Origin of the sequence: Lactiplantibacillus herbarum, from assembly GCF_001039045.1 — a bacterium.
Classification (GTDB): Bacteria; Bacillota; Bacilli; order Lactobacillales; family Lactobacillaceae; genus Lactiplantibacillus; species Lactiplantibacillus herbarum.
Genome location: NZ_LFEE01000037.1, coordinates 79461 through 103712, shown reverse-complemented (window position 1 = coordinate 103712; position 24252 = coordinate 79461). Strand labels below are relative to the sequence as shown.

Annotated in this window: 26 protein-coding genes; 17 read left to right on the top strand and 9 right to left on the bottom strand. The window is 41.8% G+C overall.

The annotated features are described in order from the left end of the window. Positions 1–2 precede the first annotated feature (2 nt). The 5 genes from rpiB to ACG95_RS11580 all read left to right on the top strand — a co-directional run bounded on the left by rpiB (position 3) and on the right by ACG95_RS11580 (position 6019). A complete protein-coding gene (gene rpiB, locus ACG95_RS11600; RefSeq protein ID WP_048000669.1) occupies positions 3–500 on the top strand; it encodes a ribose 5-phosphate isomerase B in 498 nt (165 codons plus the stop codon). Between the two features lie 56 nt (positions 501–556). After that, entirely contained in the window at positions 557–2416 is a 1860-nt protein-coding gene (locus tag ACG95_RS11595; protein WP_048000668.1) for a beta-glucoside-specific PTS transporter subunit IIABC, read from the top strand. Positions 2417–2485: 69 nt separating this feature from the next. Beyond that, the gene (locus ACG95_RS11590; protein WP_053072794.1) at positions 2486–2941 is read left to right on the top strand and encodes a flavodoxin; all 456 of its coding nucleotides are present in this window, start codon (positions 2486–2488) and stop codon (positions 2939–2941) included. Positions 2942–3167: 226 nt separating this feature from the next. Then, on the top strand, positions 3168–4442 hold the full coding sequence (locus tag ACG95_RS11585) for a glycosyltransferase family 2 protein (RefSeq protein ID WP_237756506.1): 1275 nt from the start codon (positions 3168–3170) through the stop codon (positions 4440–4442). Positions 4443–4462: 20 nt separating this feature from the next. Further along, the gene (locus tag ACG95_RS11580; protein WP_048000665.1) at positions 4463–6019 is read left to right on the top strand and encodes a glycosyltransferase family 39 protein; all 1557 of its coding nucleotides are present in this window, start codon (positions 4463–4465) and stop codon (positions 6017–6019) included. 148 nt (positions 6020–6167) lie between these two features. On the opposite strand, the gene ACG95_RS11575 is transcribed toward ACG95_RS11580, so the two are convergent. From ACG95_RS11575 to ACG95_RS11550, 6 genes are all read right to left on the bottom strand, one after another. Beyond that, positions 6168–6758, bottom strand: coding sequence for an NAD(P)H-dependent oxidoreductase (locus tag ACG95_RS11575; protein WP_048000664.1), 591 nt, complete (start codon positions 6756–6758; stop codon positions 6168–6170). Positions 6759–6830: 72 nt separating this feature from the next. Next, entirely contained in the window at positions 6831–7388 is a 558-nt protein-coding gene (locus tag ACG95_RS11570; protein WP_048000663.1) for a Crp/Fnr family transcriptional regulator, read from the bottom strand. Between the two features lie 201 nt (positions 7389–7589). Further along, positions 7590–8711: an NADH-dependent flavin oxidoreductase gene (locus tag ACG95_RS11565; protein WP_237756505.1), complete on the bottom strand. Its 1122-nt coding sequence runs from the start codon at positions 8709–8711 to the stop codon at positions 7590–7592. A 110-nt stretch (positions 8712–8821) separates the two neighbouring features. After that, positions 8822–9187, bottom strand: coding sequence for a DUF2255 family protein (locus tag ACG95_RS11560; protein ID WP_048000661.1), 366 nt, complete (start codon positions 9185–9187; stop codon positions 8822–8824). Position 9188: 1 nt separating this feature from the next. Then, on the bottom strand, positions 9189–9581 hold the full coding sequence (locus ACG95_RS11555; RefSeq protein WP_048000660.1) for a MerR family transcriptional regulator: 393 nt from the start codon (positions 9579–9581) through the stop codon (positions 9189–9191). Positions 9582–9808: 227 nt separating this feature from the next. Beyond that, positions 9809–10339, bottom strand: coding sequence for a TetR/AcrR family transcriptional regulator C-terminal domain-containing protein (locus tag ACG95_RS11550; protein ID WP_048000659.1), 531 nt, complete (start codon positions 10337–10339; stop codon positions 9809–9811). A 181-nt stretch (positions 10340–10520) separates the two neighbouring features. Here ACG95_RS11550 and ACG95_RS11545 point away from each other — a divergent pair, with 181 nt between their 5' ends. From ACG95_RS11545 to ACG95_RS11535, 3 genes are all read left to right on the top strand, one after another. After that, complete coding sequence (locus ACG95_RS11545; protein WP_082137362.1) at positions 10521–11027, top strand: DMT family transporter; 507 nt, start codon at positions 10521–10523, stop codon at positions 11025–11027. A 200-nt stretch (positions 11028–11227) separates the two neighbouring features. Beyond that, complete coding sequence (locus tag ACG95_RS11540) at positions 11228–11461, top strand: DMT family transporter (protein WP_337588707.1); 234 nt, start codon at positions 11228–11230, stop codon at positions 11459–11461. A 123-nt stretch (positions 11462–11584) separates the two neighbouring features. Next, positions 11585–12625, top strand: coding sequence for a zinc-binding dehydrogenase (locus ACG95_RS11535; RefSeq protein WP_048000657.1), 1041 nt, complete (start codon positions 11585–11587; stop codon positions 12623–12625). Between the two features lie 257 nt (positions 12626–12882). Here ACG95_RS11535 and ACG95_RS11530 read toward each other — a convergent pair whose 3' ends face one another. After that, positions 12883–13449 (bottom strand): hypothetical protein, encoded by a 567-nt coding sequence (locus tag ACG95_RS11530; protein ID WP_048000656.1) that lies wholly within the window; start codon positions 13447–13449, stop codon positions 12883–12885. 89 nt (positions 13450–13538) lie between these two features. Here ACG95_RS11530 and ACG95_RS11525 point away from each other — a divergent pair, with 89 nt between their 5' ends. Beyond that, positions 13539–14186 (top strand): Crp/Fnr family transcriptional regulator, encoded by a 648-nt coding sequence (locus tag ACG95_RS11525; protein WP_048000655.1) that lies wholly within the window; start codon positions 13539–13541, stop codon positions 14184–14186. A gap of 89 nt (positions 14187–14275) precedes the next feature. Here ACG95_RS11525 and ACG95_RS11520 read toward each other — a convergent pair whose 3' ends face one another. After that, a complete protein-coding gene (locus ACG95_RS11520; protein WP_048000654.1) occupies positions 14276–14791 on the bottom strand; it encodes a GNAT family N-acetyltransferase in 516 nt (171 codons plus the stop codon). Positions 14792–14811: 20 nt separating this feature from the next. Next, positions 14812–15270, bottom strand: coding sequence for a MarR family winged helix-turn-helix transcriptional regulator (locus ACG95_RS11515; protein ID WP_048000653.1), 459 nt, complete (start codon positions 15268–15270; stop codon positions 14812–14814). Between the two features lie 780 nt (positions 15271–16050). On the opposite strand from ACG95_RS11515, the gene ACG95_RS11510 reads away from it, so the two are divergent. The 8 genes from ACG95_RS11510 (at position 16051) to ACG95_RS11475 (ending at position 24190) form a co-directional block, all read left to right on the top strand. Then, positions 16051–18768 carry a BspA family leucine-rich repeat surface protein gene (locus ACG95_RS11510; RefSeq protein WP_420324102.1) on the top strand — a complete coding sequence of 906 codons (2718 nt, stop codon included), beginning with the start codon at positions 16051–16053 and terminating at the stop codon, positions 18766–18768. A 172-nt stretch (positions 18769–18940) separates the two neighbouring features. Next, the gene (locus tag ACG95_RS11505) at positions 18941–19312 is read left to right on the top strand and encodes a hypothetical protein (RefSeq protein WP_048000651.1); all 372 of its coding nucleotides are present in this window, start codon (positions 18941–18943) and stop codon (positions 19310–19312) included. After that, positions 19309–19920 carry a WxL domain-containing protein gene (locus tag ACG95_RS11500; RefSeq protein ID WP_048000650.1) on the top strand — a complete coding sequence of 204 codons (612 nt, stop codon included), beginning with the start codon at positions 19309–19311 and terminating at the stop codon, positions 19918–19920. Before ACG95_RS11505 ends, ACG95_RS11500 begins: the two co-directional genes overlap by 4 nt. 72 nt (positions 19921–19992) lie before the next feature. Next, positions 19993–21036, top strand: coding sequence for a WxLIP family cell surface protein (locus ACG95_RS11495; RefSeq protein WP_048000649.1), 1044 nt, complete (start codon positions 19993–19995; stop codon positions 21034–21036). A gap of 332 nt (positions 21037–21368) precedes the next feature. Then, a complete protein-coding gene (locus ACG95_RS11490; protein ID WP_048000648.1) occupies positions 21369–22208 on the top strand; it encodes an SDR family oxidoreductase in 840 nt (279 codons plus the stop codon). A gap of 119 nt (positions 22209–22327) precedes the next feature. Next, positions 22328–22687: a cyclophilin-like fold protein gene (locus tag ACG95_RS11485; protein ID WP_048000647.1), complete on the top strand. Its 360-nt coding sequence runs from the start codon at positions 22328–22330 to the stop codon at positions 22685–22687. 112 nt (positions 22688–22799) lie between these two features. Then, on the top strand, positions 22800–23420 hold the full coding sequence (locus tag ACG95_RS11480) for an NAD(P)H-binding protein (protein ID WP_272946177.1): 621 nt from the start codon (positions 22800–22802) through the stop codon (positions 23418–23420). Between the two features lie 17 nt (positions 23421–23437). Continuing rightward, a complete protein-coding gene (locus ACG95_RS11475; RefSeq protein WP_048000645.1) occupies positions 23438–24190 on the top strand; it encodes a carboxymuconolactone decarboxylase family protein in 753 nt (250 codons plus the stop codon). Positions 24191–24252 lie beyond the last annotated feature (62 nt).

The window sequence follows — 24252 nt, the reverse complement described above, 5'->3', positions numbered from 1 at the left end:
AAATGACAAAAATTGCTATTGCTTCCGATCACGTAGGTATTGAATTAAAACCAGCTATCATGGCATATGTACAGAGCCTAGGTTATGAAGTTACGGACTTTGGACCTGATTCAGCCGTCCGCACCGACTATCCCATTTATGGTAAAAAAGTTGGTGAAGCGGTGGTGAGTGACGACTATGATTTGGGAATTTTAATCTGTGGTACTGGGGTTGGTATTTCACTATCAGCTAATAAGGTTGCTGGTGTCCGTGCGGTGGTCTGCAGTGAACCTTATTCGGCACAGTTATCACGTCAGCATAACAATACTAATATTTTAGCGTTTGGTTCACGGGTCGTCGGTTTAGAATTAGCCAAAATGATTGTTAAATCATGGTTAGATGCTGAATTCATGGGTGGCCGGCATTTACGTCGCGTTGATGAAATGGGTGCTATTGAGGCCGGTGATGATGCAGAGTTTGAACGGATTCGTCAGTCAACGGAAGCACGCTATCAAGATTAGATGCTAACAATTCTTAGTACTAGACGACAAAATGGCTAAATAATTGGAGATTAATTATGAATACAAATAATTCATTAGGAAAGACCATTCTTGAGCTCGTTGGTGGTGAAGCTAACATTCAAAGTATCACTCATTGTGCCACTCGATTGCGGATGTTGTTGAAAGACAGCGATTTGGCTAAAGCTAATACGGCACAACTAAAGGATTTGGATGGGGTCATTGATGTAATGGAGAGTGGTGGCCAGTTTCAAGTGATCATTGGTCCCAAGGTCGAAAAAGTCTATGACGACTTACTAGCTGGAACTAAGCTAAATACGGCTGACGCAACAACATCAGAAACCAAAAACGGCAATCTGTTTTCAGTGTTTTTAGACGTCGTAGCAGGTATCTTCACACCACTATTGCCGCTTTTAGCGGGTTCAGGGGTTCTACGTGGATTAGTGTTACTAGCTGTCCAGCTAAATTGGTTGAGTAGTACTTCTGGAACGTATCACATTTTAACGGCGGCTTCATCAGCCGTATTCTACTTCTTGCCTGTGTTGCTAGCAATGACCTCAGCCGAAAAATTCAAGGTTAACAAGTACGTTGCGGCTGCAATTATGGGTGCTCTAATCATGCCGGAATTTACCGATATGATGGGGAGTCATGGTAATGGGATCATCACGCATTTCTTTGGCCTACCAATTGTCATGATGAATTATACGTCGACTGTCATTCCAGCAATTTTAGCTATTTTTTGCCTGTCTTATCTGGAACGGTATTTAAAGAAACTGATTCCAGACAGTTTACAATTGATTTTTGTCCCATTGATTTCATTGTTTGTGATGGTTCCAATTACAGCGGGGATATTTGGACCGTTTGGTGTCTACACTGGTGAAGGAATTTCGCAAGGTATCACTTACTTAATCAATATGAACGGTTGGGTAGCTGGTGCAATCATTGGTGGTGCATGGAATATTTTTGTAGTCTTTGGTTTACAGTGGGCGGTTACTCCAGTGATCTTACAAAACATTAGTAAATTCGGTTCTGATCGAATCTTACCGTTAACTGCGGCTGCTAATTTCGGGATGGCCGGTGCAACTCTTGGTACTTTCATTCGGACCAAGGATAAAAAAGTAAAAACCTTTTCAATTTCAGCTTTACTGTCAATTCTATTTGCTGGGATTACGGAACCTTCTATTTACGGGATTGGGGTTAAATACAAACGTCCCTTAGTAGCTGCCATTATCGGTGGTGCAGTGGGTGGTGCCTTTATGGGTGGCATGAAGGTTAGCGGTTATGCTTATGCCTTTGGCGCATTAACAACGTTACCAGCTTTCGTAGGTGCCACGTTCGGGTCTTACGTAATTGGGTTAGCTATTTGTTTTGTGGTTGCTTGTGTGGCAACGCTCGTCTTAGGTTTGGATGAAAAGCCAGTTAAGCAAACGAAGACTGATCAATTAGGTAATGCACGTCACTTAGCTAATGAAGCAATTCAACAACCAGTTAGTGGGTTAGTTGCTGATTTAGCAGAAGCCAATGATCCAGCGTTTGCTTCGGGTGCCATGGGTCAAGGAATGGTCATTACGCCAAGTGATGATACAGTCTACGCGCCTTTTGATGGTAGTGTTACGATGTTGTTTAATACTAATCATGCTATTGGGATTACGTCGAATCAAGGCGCAGAAGTGATGATTCATGTCGGGATTGATACGGTTAAGTTGAATGGTAAATTCTTCGAACCATTAGTAAAACAGGGTGATACGGTCACTATGGGCCAGCCGGTGATCAAATTCGATTTAGCTGCAATTAAAGCGGCAGGCTACGATCCATCAACGTTTGTAATTGTCACTAATACGAACGATTATCAGGACGTTAGTTTGACGGCAGTTGGAGATGGCGCGCATGGACAAGCAGCCCTAACCGTTGCGATATAACTTACTAGTAGCTGTAATAAAAAGTGAACCGCCGTAGTTAGATTTTGAAGTGAACCAATCGTTTTTTATATGACGCATACTGGCAACACCAAAACAGTTGCCAAGGCCATTCAGCAACAAACAGGTGCCGATATTTACCAGTTAGAAACTCAGGAACATTATCCAACTAGTTATCAAAAGATGTTAAAGGTCGCGCGAGCAGAACAGAATAACGATGCGAGACCGGTACTAGCTGGAAAGTTGCCTAACTTGAAGAACTATAGAACCATTTTCATAGGGTATCCGATCTGGCTGGATAAGAATCCAATGGCGATCAATACATTTTTGAGTCACTATTCAAGCTTTAAGGGAAAGACAATTATCCCATTTACGACTAGTGGTAGTAGTGGTTTAGGATCAAGTGTCCCTGAATTAAAGAAAAATGCTAAGGATGCTCGATTCAATAAAGGATTGGCTATTACGGATGATCAGTTGGATGATACTAATCAAATTGTAAAAAAATGGGTCAAAAATAATAAGTTCTAAGGATATAATTAGCTAGTTGTATCACTGGATTAAATGATTCTGTGAGCACTGATTAAACGGCTCCATTGCGGTATTCAACTGCGATGGAGTCGTTTTTTTATGAAACTATTTGGTTTAGTAAGGACACTAAGTTATTGTATACAGATATTTGGAGGTTGTCTGACTAGGGATTTACAATGAGAATTAATCAAGGAGTTACTGATTTAATCGTCTGGGGGAAATGCTTTTGAAAATTGCATTTAATATTTCAATTATCATTTCAACGTTATTTTATGTCTATTTCATTTTATCAATTGTGTTATTTAACCATTACCGTGAGTCAGCGAAGTTAGTTCAGAAGGGGCCAGAGTCGTTTGAGTTAATTCTAATTATTCCTGTTTTGAATGAAGAAGCGATCATTGGCAAGACCATCGCTGATCTAACTCATCAACTGAGCCAATTGCCCGCTACGATTCAAGCACATATTATTGCGGTTGATGATCACTCAACGGACAATAGCTTACAAGTTTTGACCAATTCTCAATCACCGTATCTCAAAGTGATTCATCGAGCAGGGCGTGAGCACCACGGTAAGGGCGCGGTGATTAATACCGCTATTCAGTATTTGCAACAGTCTTTGGTTAAGGATGCTGATCCTGAACGTACGGTGATTGGTATCTTGGATTCGGATGCTTTTATGAGTAGTCAGGACTTTACTGAAGTGATTGCGCGCTTTGAGCAGGCCCCTAAAATGAGCATGCTACAGACAGGGGTCGGTATCTACAATCAGACCAATTGGCTCACTCGGATGCAAAATTTCGAGTTCATCGGTGTTAACAGTGCCGCACAACAGTTGCGTAATCGACTCGGTCAAGGGATTGCTTCGGGTAATGGTCAATTCTTACGGTTATCATTGGCTGAAAAGAACACTTGGGGCCACAGTCTGTTAGAGGATTTGGAATATACGTTGCGGACCTGGTTGTTAGGCGGTCGAGTTAATTTTACGCATACGATCGTTGTTCAACAGGAAGGTATTACCAAGTTACGGCCGTTCTTTAAACAGCGGATTCGCTGGTGTCAGGGCGCACTTCAATGTATTCGTTATTTACCTGCATTATGGCGGTCGAGATACGTGAATAAATTTCAGAAAATTGATACGACTTTTTGGGTATTAACGCCGATTACTGGGTGTATCTTACCCATCACCAACCTGATTGCGTTGTTGACGTTAATTATCGAGAGTATTCGTGGCTTTAGAACCGGATGGCACCACTTAGCGTTGATCACCATTATTATGGTGGCGCTGTTTGCTTGTCTCTACTTAGCGCTGATTTTTCAACGTAATGCGATGTCTGAACGCAAAAGTCCAGCACTTTGGCGGGCGTTTTTGGAAGGCATCGGTTTTCAAGGGTACTTACTCATTATTGCGTTGACACCGTATGCCGCCGTTTTTCGTCAATTAACTGGGAAAACGGGTTGGGTTAAAACGGCTCATGGTCCAGGCCAGCTGCATGTTAAATAAGGATAGTAGGGGGCTTATCCATGCTTAAACGAATTGTTTTAAGAACTGGCCAGGGACTAACCTTAGTTGTGGCCGGATTACTGTTAATTTGGATGATGATCGAGACTTGGTACGGGAGTATTCAGTCACAATTTTTGAAACCTAGTGCGATCTGGCCGGCGGTGCTATTCACGGTGTTACTGATTGGCTTTATCGTCGCGCTAACGTTCTTCTTGAGCCGATATAAGACCAGTACCAGTTGGTTGATCGGGACGTTTATCGTCTTAACGCTGCTGAAATTTCCACTGACTGCGCTGGTTAAGATTGTGCCGACCTCTGATTTTTGGAGTTACCAGGAGTTAGCAGCGTTGAGTACTGACGGGATGACTTGGCACGCGATGATGCAGCATGGTTTTTTAGGACTTTATTTGATTTTTCCACATGCGTTGAACGTTGCCAACTTTTTTAGCCTTGGCAATACCTTTTTAGGCACTAACTTTTTTGCAAATCAGTTCATTAATATCAGTGCGACCTTCTTGGATATGTTGTTACTCTATTGGCTAGGTACGCGGTGGTTGAACCGAAAAATGGGGATTTTGGCGGCTTTAATCTTCTATTCCATTCCAGCCTATTGGATCTACAGTACGTTGTTAGATGGCGCGGAACCTCTGATGCTTACGATGTGGTTACTAGCCATGCTAGCCTTAACGAATGTGTTAAAACCATTGCCAACGGCCGGCCGCAATGATCAGTGGGTCAACCTTGCAATTGGTGGTGTCGCAACGTTAGCGGCTTATATGTTGCGGCCGACGATCTTAGTTTGGCCGATAGCATTAATCATCATGCTAATTGCGTTAGCGTTGCAGGTTCATCCAAAACAGTCGCAGCCATTCCACAAATTAGGTTACTTTATTGGGCTGATATTAGTCTTAATGCTCAGTACGCCGTTGCTCTATAACTGGATGTATGGAATCAATCTTTCAGACTCGGATGGTGTGGACTACAGTTTAGCGACGGGGACGGATGCCAAAACGGATGGTCAGTACAGTGTTCCAATTAGTGATCACGTTATCCATGAGTTACGAAGCAGTAAATCTTTAACTAAGGCTTATCCAAAAGTAGCTTCAAGCCTGGATAAGACGACGCAACATAATCTGCAAGCCATGATTCCATCTGGAAAGTTACCGGGCTTTGTTAACACGAAGATGCGTATTCTAATGTCCGAAGATTATGGCTTTGACTGGACAGTCTACAACCTCAGTCACAGTCGGGCGCTACGGCAGAGTAATGATCGCTGGTATAATCAACGGACCGTGTTATTACTGCTATCCTTTGGCTACTTTGACGTACTACTAGTCTTGTCGTTTATCAGCATCTTGATTGCACTTGTCCGACTAATCGCTGGCCGGCAACGGTTAACGAACCATTTCTTCTACAACGCGCTACTATTAGATGGTCTGGTTATAGAAACCTTGCTATTCGAAGTGCAAGGGCGCTATCACATCATCTTTTACTTGCCATTGGTTGGACTTGTGGTGACGGGAGTTAATGCGACGCTGCCATGGATTAAGCGGAAGTTGAAGTTTAGTTCTAAATAAATAGGTTAGTCAGGAACATCAAAAAGGCAAAACCAATTACTGGCTTTGCCTTTTTGATGATCATATTACTTCTATATCTTATAAAATGTACGAATTATTTTAAGGCGTCTTCAAGTTTATATGCCTACAAGCCGGTCTGGGGATGTGTTTAGATTTTTAAATTCTGTAGTAAATGTTCACGTTGGGCAGGCGTGCGCTTCTCAACCTGAGCAAAATTATGCCATTTGAATTTAAAGAGTCGGGTCTTGATGAAGGTGCCCCGAAAGAGCATTTTGATGACTGGTGCGCCGAATAACCAACGGTAGGCCCAATTAGGGGTGCTCATGGTCGTGATGACATCAATTTTAGGATGTTTCACTAATTTCGTTTGCATTGATGCACCAGTGTATAAGCGATCTTTGGCATAGACTTTATCCAGAAAGCCCTTAGTCATCGCAGGCATTGCTTCCCACCAAATTGGGAACATGAAGATAATGCGGTCAGCAGCGAGCAGTCGGCGTTGATAATCTGCACACTGGTCATTGATCGGTTGTCCCCGGCGCCATTTGCTTAGATCACTAGCTGTCATGACCGGATCAAAGTGGTCGGCATGTAAGTCAATAAGGTCAACGGTTTCGCCGTTAGCTTGGCACTTTTCCTTAGTTGCTTTCAATAGTGCGGCAAGAAAAGAACGATGGTGAGGGACGTTGTCACAGGCGCTTGCAGTGTATGGGTGGTCAAAAATAATAACAGTTAACATGGTTAAAACCTCTTTCATATCTAAGTTTTAACTTAGTATAGCGAGGTTGAACTGGAAGCACCTTAACAAATGTTAAGTCAGCCGTTTTAAAATGCGACTCAGGGAGACCGGGGTTATTCCCAAGTATGACGCAATATCTTGTTTAGGAACTCGCTCGAATAATTCAGGTTCATTGGTTAGAATACTCTGGACACGTTGTTCGGGATTATCCTTGATGCGCACGAGAAAATAAGACATATAGTCAATGAAGCGAGTGCTGAGCTGAGACATAATCACTTGATCAAGCTGGGGATAGCGTTGGCGTAGTTGCAACAGATCATCAGCTGCTAAAGTCATTAGTTCGGAAGGCGCAAACGTTACAAGTGAAAGTGAACTAGGTTGTTGAGTAATCAAGCTCTGGTAAGCTGCCACCATTTGATTTTCAAAGAAGAATTGGACACTGATATCGCGGCCATCATCGTTGTACCAGAGGCGCAGGGCGCCCGTATTGATAAAATAAACAGTATCGGCTACGTCACCAGCTTGAACCAGTGTTTTACCGGCTGGAACTTGTTGGGGGTGGAAATAGGGTGCTAAGTCATCCCAAGAAAGGCCGGTTTTTGTTAATAGTTGTTTAAAGTAAGAATTCATCTGGATTACACCACCGTTTACCTAACAATAGCGTAGATGTTATTTGTAATGCAAGTTATTATGTTTTCTGGAGTAATAGTTATGACGGATGTTTTGATTGGATGATTTCAAAAAATAAAGTCTGATGGTACTGTCTAAATTGATATAGGGTAGACCAAAAAGGCAAGACTTATGTACGAGTCTTGCCTTTTGACATTAAAATTATTTTTCATCCTTTGCGAAACGGACAAATTGTTTCAATGCGCCTTCAATCCACATTCTGACTGCGGGTTCGGGTATTTGTAGTTCTTCATAGTCAGTAGGTGAGAGCACGTAACGAACAGCACTTTCTTCACCATTAGCATGCTTTTCGACCCACTTAGGTTCAATAATTAATTGAACGCCCATGGCAACTAAGTCGGCGCCGGCATCTAAGGCTTCAGTGACTTGTTGGGCATTACGAACCCCACCAACGGTAATCAGGGCAACGTTCTCAGGTAGGGATTCTCTGAACATTGTAACTAAGGGGCGCTTAACATCCTTATCCACAAATGGGGTGCCAACAGCGCTGAATTGTGAAAGGTGGATATAATCTAACAAGCCGTCTTCGGTCAACTTTTGTGCTAGCTCAATGGCTTCGTTGTAGTGATAACCATTTTCATAAGTTTCTTCTGGACTCATTCGGTAACCGATAATAAAGTCATCCGATGCGTATTCAGCAACAACTTCAGCAATTTTTTTGATCAAGGCAACGGGGAATGCAAATTTATTTTCCCATTTGTCGGTACGGTGGTTTGCTTGCCGTGAGAAAAATTGTTGTGGTAAGAAGCGGTTGGCACCATGAATTTCAACACCACTGAAACCAGCGCGAATCGCCCGGCGAACGGCTTGACCATAGTCATCAATCGTTTGTTCAACTTCGAGAGCCGTTAACTCACGGGGTAACTCACCACCATTAGGATCTTGGATTGCTGAAGGAGCTACTGGCTGTGAATCATCCAATAGTTGGTGATTAGTTAAACGCCCGGCGTGGTGCAATTGCAAGACGGCTTTAGCACCATTGTTGGTAATTGCGTGGGCGATTTTAGATAGGCTAGGAATTAGCTCATCATTTGAAATGCTGATTTGGCCGGGGAAACCTTTACCTAAGTTATTCACGTAGGCCGTTTCGACAACAATCATGCCAGGACCGCCAGAGCGGAGTGCGTAGTAATCAACTTCGTCTTTTGAGATGTGACCATCATAGAAAGATGAATCTAGTGTCGTTGGTGCCATGGCAATTCGGTTTCGTAAAGTTGCTCCATGTTTCAGGGTCAGGGGTTCTAAAAATTTATAAGTCATCATAAACTTCCTTTTCTTTTTAAGTTATCGCTATCTGTAATAACTATTTAAAACCTTCGCCTTAACTATAGGGCAAGCTTTTTTTGAAATTAATTTTAGTTTGAGTGAAAAAATTATTGAACGGGTGTGATTTTAACGGTGGCTGCGGCCACTTTATCACTCGTCATAAGTTCAATCACGGAATCATATTTATTTTTGTATGCTTGATCAATCGCAAGCCGTGTCTGATTATCATGTGGGAAGGTCAGCAGCACGTCTTTTTCGATTTTACCGATTGTGATGTGGCCTTTTTGTTCCAGTAGGGCAGCTTTGTACCATTTAGAGTCAACGCCGCTAGCACCGCGAGCGTAAAAATCACCGTTGGCACTCACACCCCAAATATAGGTAGGCTTATGCATGATTCCTTGGTCATCACGGATGGAAATAAATAAAGACTCTTCGTGATCAATTATGTTTAGTTCTTCTGGTGTCCAGTTCATATTATTGTTCCTCCGTTGTCTTTAGTATATTATTTTCTAGCTTCACCATATGAGTGTCATAGTTATCGATTTTATATTGTAAATGCGCTAGCGTAGCGTTTAATTCAGCGACGGTCCCTTCAATTTCCTCTTTAGTTTCTTTGAGTAAGTTGATGCGAGCTGGAATTTTACTTTCGCCTTGTGCGACTAACTGGACGTAATCAATAATGGTTTCAACGTGCACACCTGCATGTCGCAAGTCACGACTAAGATCTAACCATTGAATCTCTAAATCATTAAATATGCGGTTGCCATTTTTATCTCGAGGAATAGCTGGAATGACGCCAATTCTTTCATAATATCTAATCGTATTAGGGGTTAATCCTGTCAGTTTGGATGCTTCTTTAATATTCATTTTAATTTTCCACCTTTCTTATAAGTATAATTGAACACCTTCGCCTTAACTATAAGTCAAGCTTTGAGATCTTAGCTACTGAAAAACAAGATTTTTTAGTCTGAAGATTAGCAAGACCGTATTAATAAAGCGTATCTTGAAAATGGCCTGAGGTAAAAAGTATTAATCTAAAAAACAGGACTGGAATATCAGTGATTTTGATATTCTAGTCCTATTTTTTGACAAATTTACCATAAATTTATTTTTATAACGGCGGGCATAAAAGCATAGATAGTCTCCGCAATTTTCTCAGGTGTTGTTGGCGTATCTTGTTCAATCCAGTCGCGCATTAGTTGCATATAGCCGGCAACGAAGAAGCGACTGGCCTGTTCTTCTTGGTCAGTGAGGGTTGTTTTTTGAGCACGGTATTTAACACCGTCAGTGACGTTTACAAGTGAATCGGCGAACCAGAATTCATTAAAAGAGTTTTGACCGGTGGATTTAAAAGCTGTTAAAAAATAATTGCGATTTTGCTGCATGAAGGTCGCACCACTAGTTAACATGGTTACCCAAGGCGCATCGTGGATGTTTTCCATGTGTTTTTTGGTTTCATCGCGAAAGTAGGCGTTCATAACGTCGTATTTATCCGTGAAATGTGCATAGAACGTGCCACGGCTAAAGTCGGCATTATCGATAATATTTTGAACGGTGATGGTATTAATTTCTTTTTGTTGCAATAGTTGGCTCATGCTACTGATCATACGTTGTCGACTACTCATTTATCACACTTCCTTACTGGACAATATTGCGATTTTATTCAATTTTGAACAGATTACTGATGCTGTTTATTTAAATTATTTACGCTGATGCTAGGATAACTTTAGAAGGTACTGCCATAGGTTAAGATTACAAAAATTATTGGTAGTAGTTAAAATTTTCTTGCATGAGGAGCGGGTTTGTTTGTTATGGATTAGTCTTATTCCAATGTTGATGGGTGGCAAAATTGCGGCTCAATCTGCAATCAATACTAAGTTGAAAAATGAAGTGGGATCGCCTTTCTTAGCGTCGACAATCTCATTTTTTGTTGGAACCATTTTCTTATCTGTGCTACTAGCGTTTATGAGACCGACGATAAGCCTATCAGCAACGCTGATTGTGAATAATCCTTGGTGGGTCTGGATTGGCGGTTTTACGAGCGCTTTTGCATTGACGGCCAACGTATTATTGTTTACTCACTTAGGTAGTGTCCAAACTTCGGTGTTACCGATTGTTGGTCAAATAATCATGAGTGTCATCATCGATCAGTTCGGCTTGTTTCAATCACCACAGACAAGTCTGAATCCAGTAAAAATCATTGGTCTCCTAATTCTACTACTTGGGGCACTATTTAGTGCAAATATTGGCATTAAGCGATCACCGCTCGAACACACAGAAAAAGGCCCGCTAATAACTGGTCTTGGCAACTGATAGGGCTGATTGCTGGGGCACTTTTAGCCATTCAAGCAGCGGTCAATGGTCGGTTTAGGGCATGTGCTTAATTCTTCACCTTTAACGGCATGGGTGACGTGTTTAGTCGCATTTGCTAGTCTGCTTGTTGTAGATTTGGTATTAGAGGTCTCAATTGTCAAAGGGATTAGGAGTGCTACACACGTAACATCTAAAAATTGGTGGTGTGGATTGGCGGGCTGTTAGGTAGTTCATACGTGATGCTAAGTGCGCAATTAGTACCAGTGATTGGTACTGAAAAGGTAATCATCATTGCCTTGTTTGGCCAGCTATTGGTCAGTGCTTTAATTGATGATTTTGGTTGGCTTTCGGCAGTCAAGAAGCCTATATCTAGGTTACAAATTTGGGGATTGATACTCATGTTGATTGCGATTATTGTAATTAATTTATATTAAAAATCATAATGTGTAATGAATTGATTGTTAAAATTGGTAATCATCAGGGAAATATGGTTATTATTAAAATAACAAATAACAAATAACAAATAACTGATTACTAAGCCTTAGAGGAGATCAAATATGAAAACAACTGTCTTTGTTAAACCTGGTCAAGTAGCGATTGAAAATATAGATAAACCAACCATTCAAGCACCCGATGACGTGATTATTCACGTTGTGCGGACCTGTGTCTGTGGTTCTGACCTGTGGGCTTATCGTGATTTGGAAGCCAAAGCGAACCATTCTGACAACTCAGGACATGAAGCTATTGGGATTGTCGAAGCCGTGGGTACGGATATTACAACGGTGGTACCAGGGGACTTTGTGATTGCCCCCTTTACCCATGGTTGTGGGCATTGTGCGGCTTGTTTGGCTGGTTTCGATGGTGATTGTCAAAATCATCAAGATAACTTCAGCAACGGCGTTCAAGCAGAATACATCCGTTTTCAACATGGCGAGTGGGCGTTAATTAAAATCCCTGGTCAACCTGCTGATTATAGTGATGAGATGTTGAACTCACTCTTGAGTCTGGCAGATGTAATGGCTACGGGTTACCACGCTGCTCGGGTCGCTAACGTCAAACGGGGCGATACCGTTGTTGTGGTTGGTGATGGCGCTGTTGGACTGTGTGGTGTGATCGCGGCTAAGATGCGTGGTGCTAAACAGATTATTGCCATGAGTCGTCATGAAGATCGGCAACAACTAGCGATTGAATTCGGCGCCACTGACATTGTTGCTGAACGTGGTGATGAAGCCATAGCGAAAGTCCGTGAATTAACGGCTGGCGCGGGAGCTGACGCAATCTTAGAATGTGTTGGTACTGAATTATCTAATGAAACGGCGATGAAGGTCGCTCGTCCAGGCGCAATCGTTGGTCGGGTAGGATTGCCACATCAGCCTAAGATGGACATGACTGCTTCATTCTACAACAACACAATTATCGCTGGTGGTCCAGCTTCTGTGACCACTTATGACAAACAGATCTTATTGAAGGCTGTCTTGGATGGGGATATTCATCCGGGAAAGGTGTTCACTAAGCAGTTCAAATTGGATGATATTGACGAAGCCTATCAAGCAATGGTCAACCGTGAAGTTATTAAGGCCTTGGTGTTAACAGACTAGCTAGATGTAGGCCAGATTCTTAAATTTAACAGATATTAAAAAAACGGGTCACTAGTCCTTATGAAGGTAAGGATTAGTGATCCGTTTTAGTGTCGCAGTAGCATGGTTATTTGTTACTTGCAACTTTTAACAATTGTAGACTGGAACCGAGCAACATACTGACAGCCATCAGAACCATTGCGGTCATATCTTGATGAATGAGTGTTAGGATCAGGACTAAAGCGTTAAGTAGAAAGCTTCCCCAGACCCACCAGCGGCTAATCAAGTGTTAACCGTTCGATCTTACCGACTGCAATCGGTAGCGTAACGTGAGCGTCATAAGTGGCAACTTCACCAGCAACGGTAGCGGGAATTTTCAAGCTGTTAGCAACGCCATGGATGTAGATGACACGTTGGTCTAATGCTAATTCACTATCATTGAAGACTTGTTTGAATTGCGCGTCTAGTGTTTCTAAAGGTACGATCTTGGTATAGCTGAAGTGACCGTTAGCATCCGCAATGGGATACTCGTCATTTGGAATATCCATTGTTTCTGGTGTGTCGTTGAACGGTACCATCGTTGTCCCTGAGACGGGTTCTGTTTCAGGTAAGTCAACAAAGCCGTCGTGATTAGTATCTTGGGCCATAGTTGCGATCGCTGCGGGGCGACCGTCTGGGAATCCGTGGAAATGTTCCCAATGTTGCTGGTTAGCTGGGGTATCGAACATTTCAATGGTAACAACTAGTTGGTTGCCATTGACGACGAATAGGGCTTGACCGTGAGCGGAAGTGCCAATTGCCTCGGCGTTTAAGGGAACGATGTTTGCTTGATAGATTTTCATAATAAGTGCCTCCAGATTTCTTTTTGATGAACTTAGTATATACTGGAGTTACTGAATTAAAATTGATATATATCAAGAAATGGAGAAAAAGGATGTCACATTCTGCTTTTACTTGCGTGCGGTCGGCAGCGATCTTTCAAGGCTTGCCCGATGCGGATATTGAAACTTTAACTACGATCTCGACACATCAACAGCTTTATCCGAAGGGGACGATTCTGTATGCGCCAACGACGCTATTAGATCAAATGCTGATTGTTGACTCTGGCCGTGTGAAGGTCTATCAGTTGAATGAGAACGGTAAAGAGAAGATTCTCTACATGCTGCGGCCCGGTGCCATCGACAGTGAAGCCGCGCTATTTGCTCAACGGCCACATTATAACTACGCTGAAACGGTTGAGGATACCCGGATTTGTTCAATCAGTAGCCAGGACTTTCAACAATTATTACATCAAGTACCGGCGTTAGCGTTTAACTTGTTGAATATTTTAGGTGATCGGTTGACGGCCTTGGAATCAATGAGTGCTTTGACCAGTAATGTGGGATCGAAGCAACGGTTACTGATGTATTTGCAACAGCTGGGTCAGGAACGGGGCGCTGATACCTTTGAATTACCAGTGAAAAAGAAAGAATTAGCGAGCTTTTTAGGTATTACGCCGGAGACTTTGAGCCGGCAATTCAAGCTGTTAGCGGCAGACAAGATGATTGAAGTGAATGGAAAAACAATCAGGCTTAGTGATTGACGTAAATACGGTTAACTCTTGGAATGAGAGTTAACCGTATTTTTCGTCTGCTACGATAAATTTTGAGTATCTGGTTGTTTTCACGGATACTAGAATCGGTGTGTCATCAGGTAGTCCGTTTGCCGGTCATCACCCATATAAAAGTCGTGCTGACTGAAACGTTCGAAGCCCCATTTGTGGTAGAACTTCTGAGCAGGCTCATTATGTTCCCAAACGCCTAACCAGACCTGAGTTTTGCCAGCTGTTTGTGCGGTATCTAAGGCTAGTTGCATGAGTTGGCTGCCGAGTCCGTGGTATTTGAAATTTGGATGAATATACAGGCGTTCAACTTCTAGGGCTAGTGGATCAACATCTTCCGTTTGAGCTTGGTTGATGTTGAGCTTAATATAGCCGGCGAGTTGCTGGTCCTTATTTAATAGTAGAAATTGTGTATCTGATGTTTGAAGTTCGCGCGTTATTTTAGGTAGATTATAGGCATCCTCTAAGTAAGCTTGCATATTTTCGGTGGTATTGAATTCGTCAAAAGTATCACGATAGGCGGTAATACTTAAGTCTTGTAACGCTTCTGCGTCAGCGACGGTTGCAACTTTAATTTCAGTAGTCATATGTTATTAAGCTTCTTTCATTAATGTGGGTAGGGACGAGTCTGTCCCTTTTTGACTTGTTCAAAATCAGCCGTTACACGATTGCTGACTTTGGCTAAAAAGGCTGCTAGTTCGGTGGCTTCACTAGGTGTTAAGTCGGTCAAGGCAACTTGATTCGAGTACGTATTTTCGCGTTGAATGTGCGGGTACACTTGGGCACCTTGCTCGGTAAGATAGAGTTCCTTATTTTTTCGGTTATTGGTCGCTGATTGTTTACGGACAAAACCTTGGTTGACTAGTTTCTGAACGGCCCGGGCCGCAGTTGTCCGGTCTACTGTTAATAGATTAGCTAGATGATCGGTAATGATGCCGGGGTGTTCATAAATGCGGACTAGGTATAAGTACTGGCCCTTGGTTAAGTCGTACTGTTTGAATTCAATATTACTAATTGAATCTAGGGCTCGAGCAATGGTGCCGATCGAACGTAGAATTTCGGGCATGGATAAAAACCTCCTACTGATTAACTAGTTGCTAGCATAAAACTAATTTGCTGTAATTGCAACAAAAAATATGGGCTATGTTGAGGTAGTACAAGCTACGTTAATTGTTCGACTGGATTAATTCGATCAAGCCTCTGACCAAGTTGTTTTATAGTTAGCCATTTTAAATTCTAGAAATGATTTAAAGTTTGCTTTTGATATTTTATAATTTATAGGGACTAGTAATCAAAGGTGATTAAATAAGTTGCTTAAAAATGACGATCAGTTAGTCTTAATACGCAACAGATCGTTATTTTGCTGTCTTATAGCGGTGATATTTTTCATGAGAGAACACTTGTTACACAACAAGGAACACTTTGATTCTTAGTATGTTGTCGTTGCGATCTTTTTTACGCTAAAGTTCAACGAGATGGATTCTGCTTAATGAGGTCAAGATCGGTAGAGTTCAGTGAAATCAACATTCTCATCGATTATGTTGCCGCATCGTTGAGTTGGAGTGTGAAGAAGTTCAACTGAATAGTCTTTGACGACAACCGGTCAAAAACAGAATCGAAGATGGTATGGTAACCTTCAATTTATTTACTTTTGATAGACAGTATAAAGCACGATTGTTAAGTGATTACTAACATTAATTTTAATAATATTAACATGAAGCTAATTTAATATTTGAATGTGAATGAAAATTGTAAGCCGTTTTTACATTGTTATCAACTTGAAATAATGTATGATAATTGATGTTAAGAGATGTTAGAATACAAGATATTGAGAGGAGTGATGAGTATGCAACGATGGTACCGGGGCGGCCTAGGACTGGCATTTGCAATAGGTGTGATTGGCTACCTGGAACCGCAAACAATTATTCGAGCGGCACCCCAATCGCAAGCAAGAATTGAGCAAGCGATGTCGTCGACTACTAGTGTGTTTTCTGAAAAAAGCTTGGTATCGCAAAGTGCAACTAGTAGTCAAACAGGACAAGGATTACCTGATTCTCAAATGGGTGAGAAAGTGGGAAAGCACTCTAATTCAGAATCAGTCAGTGATAGTAGTTACAGTACAACGCTGGAAAAGAATGATAACGAGCCACATTCTAAAACGGCTATTACGCGAGCAACAAGGGCAGTAGAGATGATCAACGGCACTGTTAAGATGACGTTGGATGCAGACGGGGTATTACATTTAAGTGGTGGTTCGTTTGGGAGTTCAGTCGGAGATGATACTGGGGGCTGGATTGCTAAAACACTGACAGATAACGGCTATAGTCCGACCAATGTTTTAAAAATTGTGATTGATGGGCGAATTACGACCGGTAATGTTAGCAGCTATAATTACTTATTTGCAGGGTTAACCAACTTAACGAATGTTGATGGGTTAGCTAACCTGGATCTTTCTAATGTAACCAGCTTGGAATATTTATTCAATGGGGATAGTCAACTGCAACAAATTGATTTTGGGCAGCAAGACTTTTCCAAAGTGCAGAGTTTCAAAGGAATGTTCAATCAATGCTCGTCGTTAACCAATATTGCTGGTATTAGTCAGTGGAAGACCACGAGTGTAACGGATATCTCGCAAATGTTTAAGGGGTGTTCACAATTAGTGGCGCTGGACCTAAATGGTTGGGATGTTAGTCAAGTTACAAAGATGGTAGCAACATTTAATGGCTGTTCTAAGTTAGTCACATTAAATGTCACCGATTGGAATACTAGTTCGTTGATTACTTTAGAGGATACATTTAACGGTGCAAGTGCATTAACGGCGCTACCTGTTGGTAAATGGAATATAAGCAAAGTTGGGACCCTGATAAGAACGTTTGCCAATTGTTCTTCGTTGACTTCGGTGGATGTTGCTAATTGGGATACGAGTCGAGTGATGGTCATGTCGGCGACGTTTAAGGGGATGACCAAGGTAAAATCGTTACCAATTGATAAGTGGCAAACGGGTCGGGTCCATAATATGCAACTCATCTTCTATGAAGACGCAGATTTAGAAAATATAAATGTTGCTAATTGGGATACGAGTCAAGTTAATGGGTTAGATTTTGCTTTTGCAGGCCTTGACGTTACCACATTACCAATTGCTAATTGGAATACGAGTAACCTTGGAACGATGCGAAATATTTTTTATAAGTCGTCGAAGTTAACGACATTGCCAATTGGTAATTGGGATGTTAGCAGTCTTATCGATATGAATTCAGCATTCGGTGATTGTAGTGGGCTAACGACATTGCCGATAGCTAAGTGGAATACCAAAAATGTTCAAAATATGGCCTTCGCTTTTTCAGGAATGAGTAGTATCACGACGTTACCAATTGATAATTGGCAGACGGGACAGGTCACGACAATGGAGGGGACCTTTAAACAGGTCAATAAAATGGCTAATCTTCCAATTGGTAATTGGGATACGAGCCAAGTGACTAATTTTTCACAAGTGTTCTCTAGTAATCCGCAATTAACGAATTTGCCAATAGATAACTTGAATACCAGCTCGGCAACAAATATCTCACAGATGTTTGCAGGAGATTCGGGATTCAAGGAGTTAAATCTTGGTGCCTGGAATACGGCTAAAGTAACTAACTTCAATGCTGTATTTGAGGATACCAATTTGGAAAAACTAGACTTGTCGGGTTGGAATACCGGTAGTGCCCAAAGTTACACTGATACTTTTAGTGGAAAGTTGCCACCTAAACGACTTTTGTTAGGAAAAAGCTTTAATTTCTTTAATAGTACTAACTGGACATTACCAGATCCTAGTAAGGAATCACCATACATTGGAAGATGGCGTAGTCTAAACGATGATAAGGTTTATACGTCGACTGATCTGATGACTAAATATGATGGCAAGACCATCGTTGGTGAGTTTGAATGGGCTACGGGCAAAACAATTACGGTGAAGCACGTAGATGCTAATGGAAAGACCTTGGCTGCGGACACTAAAATTTCGGGTGCAACTGGCGAAGCTTACCATGTTAAGCCAATCGAGATTGAGGGTTATCAACCTGATCAACCAGATGGCATTCAGGGGAACTTTACGGACAAAGATGAAACAGTTACGTTAGTGTACAGCTCTGGAAACTTAGAGTTCGTTTCAGCACCGAAAACAATAGATTTTGGTCACAATCCAATTACTGGTAAATCAGAAAATTATGGTGCTGCATATGACACTGGGCTAGTTATTCAGGATAATCGGCCGATTGGTTCGACGTGGTCATTAACTGCAACGCTTGCAGATGGAGGGTTTAAGGGCGAGAAGTCAGCGCAACCATTAGCAGCAATTCTCGGCTATAAAGACCAACAAACGGGTAGCGAATCGACGCTAGTTCCGGGAGTTGCCAATCCAATTGTTGAGAGTCATCAAACAGTCTCTAGTCAGAGTGTTAACGTGCTTGGGTCGTCCACGGCGCTCGGCGCGCTATATTTAAAGGTACCAACTGATCGTGCTTTAACGGATACGTACCAAGCTACAATAACTTGGACGATTAACCAAGCTGTGTCTAATCAGTAATAAAAAGTAAGATCTATTAAATATAATATTTATAATTCTGATTTAGTTATTATCCGAAAAGTTAGTTAGGCATTTTTACAATAAGCTGGAATCATTTTGTGGTTAACTGCAGTTGAAATTATAGGCTTGGTTTTTCACTCTACAATGACGATATAAAAAAGGAGTGGTGTTGGTGAAGCGCTATGGATTCATCATGATTGTCATCAGTACCTTACTTTGGTGGGGGTGGTTGTCAACACCGATCGTCGGTGTGGCTAGTACAGCTGACAGTCCGGCGACTATCCGGTTTGATGGTAAGACTGAGCCATCAAATCAAGGTGCTGGCAATAAGCAGATACATGTTACTGAAACATCAAAATCCAGTAGTACAGTTACCCCTGAGTCAGATAATAAGCAGTCCGTACAGCATCAAGGTTTTGGCTGGTTACCACAAACCAGTGAACAATGGTGGTTAGGGGCTTTCATAGGTGGTATTGGACTACTGGTGATCTTAATTAGTTGGCAATTAATTATTTACTTAAAAAAAAGGAGTTCATTATTATGAAAAAAACATTATTAGGTCTTTTATTCTCAGCAGCATTGATTGCAACATCAGGGTTAACGGCAAGTGCGGCGGATGCTACACCTCAAACATCAAACGGAACAGTTGGTTTTGAAGGGGGCTCGATCACCATTGATAACGGTGATACCAACTTATCAAGTGCTAGTCTGGACTTTGGGACGAATAAGATTCAAGCAGCTAATACAGATGATAACTACGATAACACGAATAAATCGGCTGCGGTTTCCGTGGTAGATTTACGAGGAACGGCTGCTGGTTGGGATTTGCGCGTTAAACAAAATGATGTCTTTAAGAATGATAAGGCCGTAGCTAATAAAGAATTAACGGGTGCAATCTTGACGTTGAATGGGGTCTTGGATGCTAATGCTTCGACAACTGCTGCAGATGCAACTGTTAATACGGGTGTTTCTTTAGACACGGTCAATAGCGATAAGTCTCTGATGGCCGCAACTACGGGTAAGGGTAATGGTAAAAACGTGGCTGATATTACGAAGTCACAATTAATGGTACCAAAGACAACGGCGCGGGCTGAAGGCAGTTACAGTACGACTCTAACTTGGAGTTTAAACGCGACACCAGCCAATAGCTAATAGATACTGATCGGAAAAATAAGGGACAGCACTAGTTAATGTCATTTTTCCGAATCAGGATCAGGGGGAGAAATGATGTTAACGAAAAAATGGTGGCAGTTAGGGATTGTATTGTTGATTGGATTAGCTAGTCTCAGTTGGGGATATTCTGGCTCGGCCAATACGGTTGGTTTTGAAGTTGCACCGGTGGCGTCAAAGTATCAAGTAGACAAGTCTGTTTCATACTATGATTTGAAGTTGAAGCCTGGTCAAACAACCACACTGAAGGTTAGGGTAACGAATACCAGCACGCAAGAAGTTACGGTGCATACGGGTATTGCACCGGCGACGACTAATCCTAATGGGGTCGTTGAGTATCAGGCGACGACTGCGGGCAAGAATATTGATTTACCGGCTAATGCTAGTCAATTAATTACGACAACCGATGACAAATTGACCTTAGCTAAAGGGACCAGCAAGATTGTAACGTTCGAAGTAAAGATGCCAGCTGATAAGTATGATGGGGTCGTGGTCGGTGGGTTGAGTTTCTTAAAAAAAGCGGCGAAACAGCAGAGTAAGAGCGCAATGGCAATTAAGAATCAATACGCGTACTCAGTTGCGGTCGTATTGCACGGAGACCACCCACTCACTAAGAATCACTTGAGTTTGGGTAAGATTGACGCAACTCAGAATAATGGCTATAACCAAATTAGTCTAGCTTTGCAAAATCGGACAGCAGCATTCTTAAACCAAGTTAAAACCGATGTTAAAATTTATCGACGTGGCGGCCACAAGGTGCTCTATAAGCAATCCAAGCAACATGGGCAGATAGCACCTAACTCAATTTATGACTTACCACTACGGGTTGAGCGGGATGCGCTAAAGCCAGGAAAGTATACGGCTAAGTTGGCTGTAACGTCGAAAAAGCAGCACTGGACATTTACGAAGGACTTTGAAATAACGAGTGATCGTGCGAAACAGTTAAATAAAACCGCAGTGATTGAACACCATGTCAATTGGTGGTTGTGGATCAGTCTGGGATTATTGATTGTCCTACTACTATTGATTGCTTGGTATATTCACCGTAAGCAACAAAGGATCAAACGTTTAGAAGAACAGCTTAAAGATAAACAGTAAGTTGCTATTATGAAAGTATCTGGATAAAACTGGATTTTTTCAAACTTGATCATAAAATGTACTTTATTCTAAAACAGAATAGAGTACATTTTTTTATTCTTAGATAAAGCACCTAATTTTGTGGCCTGTGATATTGAAAATTAGATTCGTGTAGAATATTAATCTTTAAATCAGCTAGGGTAGGGGGTATCAAGCTATAGTGAAATTATTTAAAGCAAATTATTTTATTGAAAATAAGCCTTGCCTTGAAGTTACTGCAAGGGTCTAAACTAAGTTTTGTTGTCGAGGCATGATGCCTTGAAAGTCTAAATCAGGGAATGGAAGTAAGAATAATGACAAAACAAACATGGTTAATTACAGGTGTTAGCAGTGGCTTTGGTCGTTCATTAACGACACAATTATTAGCACAAGGTCAAACGGTAATTGGGACAGTTCGAAATACGGCTAAAGTTCAAGATATAGTTGAACAATATCCTGATACGTTCATTTCTGAAACACTTGATGTGATGGATGTGCCAGCCATTCATAAGTTGGTCGATAAGATTGCCAAAGAACACACGATTGATGTTCTCGTTAATAATGCTGGTTACGGTTTGTTTGGGGCTGCGGAAGAATTGAGCGATAAGGAAGTCGATAAGATTATTGCGACTGATTTAACGGGTTCGATTCAAATGATTCGCTCGATCCTACCTTATATGCGTGAACAACAACACGGCCGTATCATTCAGATTTCATCATACGGTGGTCAAGTTGCTTATCCTGGTAACTCCATGTATCACGCGGCTAAGTTTGGAATTGAAGGATTCTGTGAATCTGTTGCGCAAGAAGTTGCTGCTTTTAATATTGGTGTAACCATCGTTGAACCCGGTGGCGCGCGGACAGAATTCCGTTATGGGAGTGCTCGGGTAGCTGACTTAATGCCTGCTTATGATGGTCCAGCACATGCCTTTATGAAGATGCTTGATCCTGCCAACGGCTTAGCCCCTGGTGATCCAGAACGGATGGCTGCCCGGATTATCGAAAGTGCAGTTCAAACGCCAGCACCATTACACATGGTTTTAGGTTCTGAAGCTTTAAAGAACACGATTCAACGATTAGAAGAACGGGTTGCTGAATACAAAGGTGAAACAGAATTAGCCGCTTCGACTGATTTTTCGGCTGATGAACAATAAATGAAACGAAATTCTGAAAAATCAGAATTTCGTTTTTTTATTAATAGTCCTTGCCTTGCAGTAAGGACAAGGCTCTATACTAACTTCATAGTTGAGATTCAGCCTAGGAGGCTATTGAAATGACAAAATTAAATTTAACATTATTGAACCAAACATTTACCGCAACGTTAACTGAGAATCCAGTAGCACAAGCAGTTTTGGCACAATTACCCGTGACGTTAACAATCAATAGAAGTGGTGAAAATGAATATTATCAATCATTGCCAACCCCAATTCAGGCGACTGCACAAGGCACGAGTCAAGTGCAGGCCGGACATCTCTATTATTTTGCTGGTAGCAACGCGTTCTCGCTTAACTTTGCGGATAAAAACATTGCACCATATGAAGTGATTGAAATCGGCACCTTTGATGACGCTAACTTGATTGCTTCATTGGCACAAGGTCCACAATCAATGACGGTTGAACTTACAACCAAGTAAAAAAATTAAAAAAAGGCCTTGCCTTGAAGTTACTTGAAGGTCCTATGATAGATTCATCAACTGATAGAGCATACTATCAGCAATGGAAAAATAACTTAATTGAAGAAATGAATTGGAGGAATTACAGATGACAAACGTTTTAATTATTGGGGCTACCGGTACGGTTGGTAGCACGACTCGGAAATACTTCTTGGACAACACGGACGATCAATTGACACTGATGGCGCGTAACACTAAACGTTTAGGATCAATTGATGAATTACGCGAAAAAGTAGTAACGGGTAGTGTGACGGATGCGGCCGCGTTACAAACTGCTTTGACTGGTCAAGACGTGGTCTTTGCAGCACTAAGCGGTAACTTACGCCAAATGGCTCAAGCCTTAGTCGATGGTATGGATCAAGCAGGTGTGAAACGTTTATTGTTCATTACCTCAATGGGGATTTACGATGAAATTCCAGCTTCAGTCGGTGCCAGTGGTAACTTATCTAGCAACCCAGTTCTTCAAACCTATCGCGATGCGGCAGATGTGATTTCTTCCTCTGATCTAAATTACACGACAATTCGTCCGGGGTGGTTTGATAATGGCGGCGACACAGATTATCAAGTAACGCATCGTAACGAAGCGTTCGGTGGTCATGATGTGTCTGTCCGCAGTATTGCTGATTTAGTGATTAAATTAGCACACGATGATCAGTATGGCTCACGGGATAGTCTGGGAATTAACCGTAAATAAGAAAGGAAGTTACTGAGATGCCTAATAAAATTGCACAACAAAATCATGACGAGATGTTTCCTAACCATGTCTCAACATTAAAGCAGACAGATCCTGAGTTTATTGATGTATTCGATAACTTTGCTTTCGATGAAGTCTTACAACACAGTCACTTAGAAACGAAGCTCCGCATGAAAGTGACCTTAGCTTCATTGATTGCAATGCAGTGTTTAAATGAATACAAAGCAATGGTGACGGCCGCATTGAATGTCGGTGTGACGCCAGTTGAAATTAAAGAAATTGTCTACCAAGCAGTGCCATATGCGGGCTTAGGGAAAGTCTTTGATTTCTTAAACGGTACTAACGAGGTATTTAAAGAAAAAGGCATCGACTTACCATTGGCGCCACAGAGTACGACCACACCAGAGACACGCATGGATGACGGCTTAACAACCGTACGTCGGATCGTTGGGTCGGCAGTCGATGACATGTTGGCAACCGCTCCCGATAACCAAAAGCATTTTGCAACTTTCTTAGCTGACAACTGTTTTGGCGATTTCTATACTCGTAACGGGCTAGACGATGCGACACGTGAACTGTTAACATTTTCGATGTTGATTTCAATGGGTGGTGCCGATCCTCAGGTCAAAGGCCACATTGCTGCAAACCAAAATGTTGGTAACGATAAACAACGCTTAATTGACGTGATTACGGTCTTATTACCATTCATTGGTTACCCTCGAACGTTAACTGCGGTCAGCCTTGTAAATGAAGTTATGCCAGAAGCATAAGCACGCTAAGCCGTTTGTCTCAAAGTTAGTTCAATCTACTAAATATGTGTTATCAGTACATG